Origin of the sequence: Microbacterium testaceum, assembly GCF_001476285.1 — a bacterium.
Classification (GTDB): Bacteria; Actinomycetota; Actinomycetes; order Actinomycetales; family Microbacteriaceae; genus Microbacterium; species Microbacterium testaceum_B.
Map to the genome: position 1 here is coordinate 1 of NZ_LDRU01000076.1, position 3,617 is coordinate 3,617.

Annotated in this window: 4 protein-coding genes; 3 read left to right on the forward strand and 1 reads right to left on the reverse strand. The window is 71.7% G+C overall.

Annotated elements, in window-relative coordinates; translation table 11 throughout:
* Positions 1-144: 144 nt before the first annotated feature.
* The gene (locus NS283_RS13015) at positions 145-903 is read right to left on the reverse strand and encodes an SDR family NAD(P)-dependent oxidoreductase (RefSeq protein ID WP_058597294.1); all 759 of its coding nucleotides are present in this window, start codon (positions 901-903) and stop codon (positions 145-147) included.
* Positions 904-985: 82 nt separating this feature from the next.
* On the opposite strand from NS283_RS13015, the gene NS283_RS13020 reads away from it, so the two are divergent.
* From NS283_RS13020 to NS283_RS13030, 3 genes are all read left to right on the forward strand, one after another.
* A complete protein-coding gene (locus tag NS283_RS13020) occupies positions 986-1,891 on the forward strand; it encodes an SIS domain-containing protein (RefSeq protein ID WP_058597295.1) in 906 nt (301 codons plus the stop codon).
* Complete coding sequence (locus NS283_RS13025) at positions 1,888-2,859, forward strand: NAD(P)-dependent oxidoreductase (protein ID WP_058597296.1); 972 nt, start codon at positions 1,888-1,890, stop codon at positions 2,857-2,859. Before NS283_RS13020 ends, NS283_RS13025 begins: the two co-directional genes overlap by 4 nt.
* Positions 2,856-3,617 (forward strand): aryldialkylphosphatase (locus NS283_RS13030; RefSeq protein ID WP_058597297.1); only part of this gene is annotated, 762 nt, incomplete at its 3' end. The genes NS283_RS13025 and NS283_RS13030, both read left to right, overlap by 4 nt.

Consider the following 3,617-nt stretch of genomic DNA (forward strand, 5'->3'; position numbering starts at 1 on the left):
ATCCACGCGCATAAACGCGAGGAGAGCGCGTTTATGCGAGCGAACAGCGTTTATGCGTGGCGCGGGGCGCGCGGCAGCGCCCGCGCGCGAGACCGCGGCAGCGCAGCACGACAGCGGCGGCAGCAGCGCCGCGCCCGGCGCGGGTCACCAGGCCGAGTAACCGCCGTCGATCAGCACGACCGAGCCTGTCATGTACGACGCGGCGTCCGACGCGAGGAACGCGACGAGGGAGCCGATCTCCTCGGGCGCGCCGAGGCGGCCCATCGGCGTGCGGCGCACCCAGTCGTCCCACCAGTCGCCGGGGACGCCCTCTTTGGTCAACTCCGTGCCGACGTAGCCGGGGGCGACCGCGTTGACACGGATGCCCTGCTCGGCGAACTCGATCGCGAGCGACTTCACCGCGAGGTGCACCGCTCCCTTCGAGGCGTTGTACGCGGCCTGGCGCTGGGGCGCGTTCGCGAGCTCGCCCGACATCGAGCCGATCGCGACGATCGAACCACCACGCTCCTGCATGTGGCGCGCGGCCTCGCGCGCGCACCAGAACGTGCCCGTCGCATTCACGGCGAGGACCCGGTCCCACGTTTCCCGCTCGAGTTCGAGCGAGGGTTGGTGGTTCGCGATGCCCGCGGAGGTGACGAGGATGTCGATCGAACCGAGGCGGGCGGCGACATCCGCGAAGACACGCTCCACCTCGGCAGCATCGGTGACGTCGAGGTGGACGTACGACACCCGTCCCCCCTCGAACGACGCCGCGGCGGCGGTTCCGGCCTCATCGAGCACGTCGGCGATCACGACGGTCGCCCCGAACTCCTCGAGAGCGGTGACGACCGCCAACCCGATGCCGCGGGAGCCTCCGGTCACGACCGCCACACGGTCGGTGAGTTCCAGCCTTTGTCGGTACATCTTCGTCCTCCTGTGCTGTCGCGCTGTGCGGGGGAGCCCGCATCGGCTAAGATGTAGCCATACTACATGGAAGGAGCTCGCGATGACCCTCGACGTCGAGCAGGCCAGCGAAGAGTCCACCGACACGCTTCTCGAGCGAATCACCCGTCAACTGCCGCACCTGCGCCGCTCCGAACAGCGGGTCGCCGCGATCGTCCTCGACAATCCCGTCGGCGCCGCCCAGTACACGATGGCCGGCCTCGCCGAGGCCGCCGAGGTCAGCGAGCCCACCGTCATGCGCTTCTGCAGCTCGGTCGGCTGCGAGGGGTTCCAGGACTTCAAGATCCAGCTCGCCCAGACCCTCGCCCTCGGGCTGCCGGTCACCCACTCGACCATCACCTCGTCGGACTCCTCGGGCGACGTGGCCGAGAAGATCTTCGACCACACCATCTCGAGCCTCGACCGCGCGCGCCGCACCCTCGCGCCCGCAGCCGTCGAGCGTGCGATCGAGGCGATCCTGGATGCCAGCGACATCCTCTTCGTCGGCTTCGGCGCCAGCGGCATCATCGCGCAGGACGCCCAGCAGAAGTTCCCCCTCTTCGGCGTCCCCTGCCAAGCCCCCGAGGACTTTCACCAGCAGTTCATCGCCGCGACGATGTCGGGTCCCCGCAGCGTGACCGTGGCGATCTCGAACACCGGGCACACCGAGCAGACCCTCACCGTCGCCCGGGCGGCGCGCAAGGCCGGCGGAACCGTGATCTCGCTGACGGGCCGGGTCAGCCCGCTGTCCGAAGTCGCGGATATTCCCCTGATCGTGCGCACTTTCGAAGACACCGACGTGTACACCCCGTCGACGAGCCGTCTCGCCGGGCTCGTGGTCATCGACATCCTCGCCACCGGTGTCGCGCTGCGCCGCTCCCCGGCCCACAGCGAAGCCATCCGCCGCATGAAGAGCGAGCTCGCGGCCATGCGTCACGCCGAGGGCGACGCCACCGAGGCCGACTCGTGACCGGGGTCGTGCTGGTCACCTCCCGCTCGTTCGGGTCGGGCGAGTACGACCCCGGAGCGGTCCTCGCGGAGGCGGGATACCGCGTCGTCCGCGCCGGCTCGTCGCACGATCTCGAGGAGCTGGCTCCCCTGCTCGCCGAGGCCGACGGGTGGATCGCCGGCACGGGCCCGGTGACCGCGGCCCACCTCGACCTCGCCCCGCACCTGAAGGGGATCGCGCGCTACGGCGTCGGCGTCGACAACGTCGATCTGGCCGCGGCGGCGGCGCGTGGCATCCCGGTCACGAACACTCCCGGCGCGAACTCGGCCGCGGTGGCCGAGCACACCCTCGCCCTCCTCCTGACGGCGCTGCGGGGCATCCCGGCCGCGGATCGTCGCGTGCGCGCGGGCGACTGGTCGGGCAAGCCCGCGCGAGAGCTCTCTGCGCTGACCGTCGGGGTCGTCGGGCTCGGTCGCATCGGACGCCTCGTGACCGAGCGCCTGCGCGCGTTCGGCGCCACGGTCCTGGGGGCCGATCCCTGGGTCGACGCCGGCGATCCGCTCTTCGAGACCGTCGAGCGCGCCGACACCGAGACGCTCTCGACCCGCTGTGATGTTGTGACACTACATGCGCCGGGCGGGCAGAAGGTCATCGACGAGCGGTGGCTGTCGGCCGCCGACCGGCCCGTTCTGCTCGTGAACACGGCTCGCGCCGACCTCGTCGACGAGGAGGCGGTCGCCCGCGCCGCCCGGCGCGGACGCGTGGCCGCGTACGCCGCCGACACCCTCGCCATCGAGACCGCCGGAGAGGCAGCATCGCCGCTGCTGGCCGCCGACCTCGCCGACCGCGTGGTCGTCACCGCGCATCTCGGGGCGCAGACCCGTGAGGGCGTCGACGGGATGGGGCGCATGGCGGTGAGCGACATGGTCGCACTCCTCCGCGGACAGGCTCCCGCGCACCCCGTGCCCGCTCACCCCGTGCCCGCATGAGCGGGTTCGTCCGAACCGTCACGGGCGACCTCGCCCCCGAGGCGCTCGGGAACGTCGACTATCACGAGCACCTCTTCCAGGTCTCGCCACTGCTCCCCGGCGACGACCTCGACGACGAAGCGGCCAGTGCCGAAGAGACGCGCCAGTTCGCGGCATCCGGATTCAAGACCCTCGTGGATGCCACACCCCTCGGTCTCGGCCGCCGCCCGGCCGCCGCACGTCGCATCGCGGAGGCCACCGGGGTCACAGTGGTCCTGACGACCGGACTGCACCGACGCGAGCACTATGGTGACGGACACCCGCTCCTCTCGGCCGACGTCGACACGCTCGCGGCAGCGTTCGAGGACGACCTCCTGCTCGGCGCCGCCGAGCCAGGCCAAACGCGCGATCCGGCGGTCCGGGCGGGTCTCCTCAAAGCCGGAATGGGCTACTGGCGACTGGATGCCATCGCCCGACGCTCCATCGAGGCGATCGGCCGCGCGCATGCGGCGACCGGCGCTCCGGTCATGGTGCACCTCGAGCACGGGACGGCGGCCTTCGAGGCGCTCGAGGCACTGGCGGACGTCGGCGTGCGGGCCGACCGCGTCGCCCTGGCGCACGTCGATCGCAATCCCGACCCGGGGCTGCACGCCGAGCTCGCGGCCACGGGAGCATTCCTCGGCTACGACGGACCCGCGCGTGCGCGCGAGCATCCCGACTCCGTCATCCTGTCCTGCCTGATCGCCACCGCCGCGGCCGGCGGCGGTGGCGATCAGGCA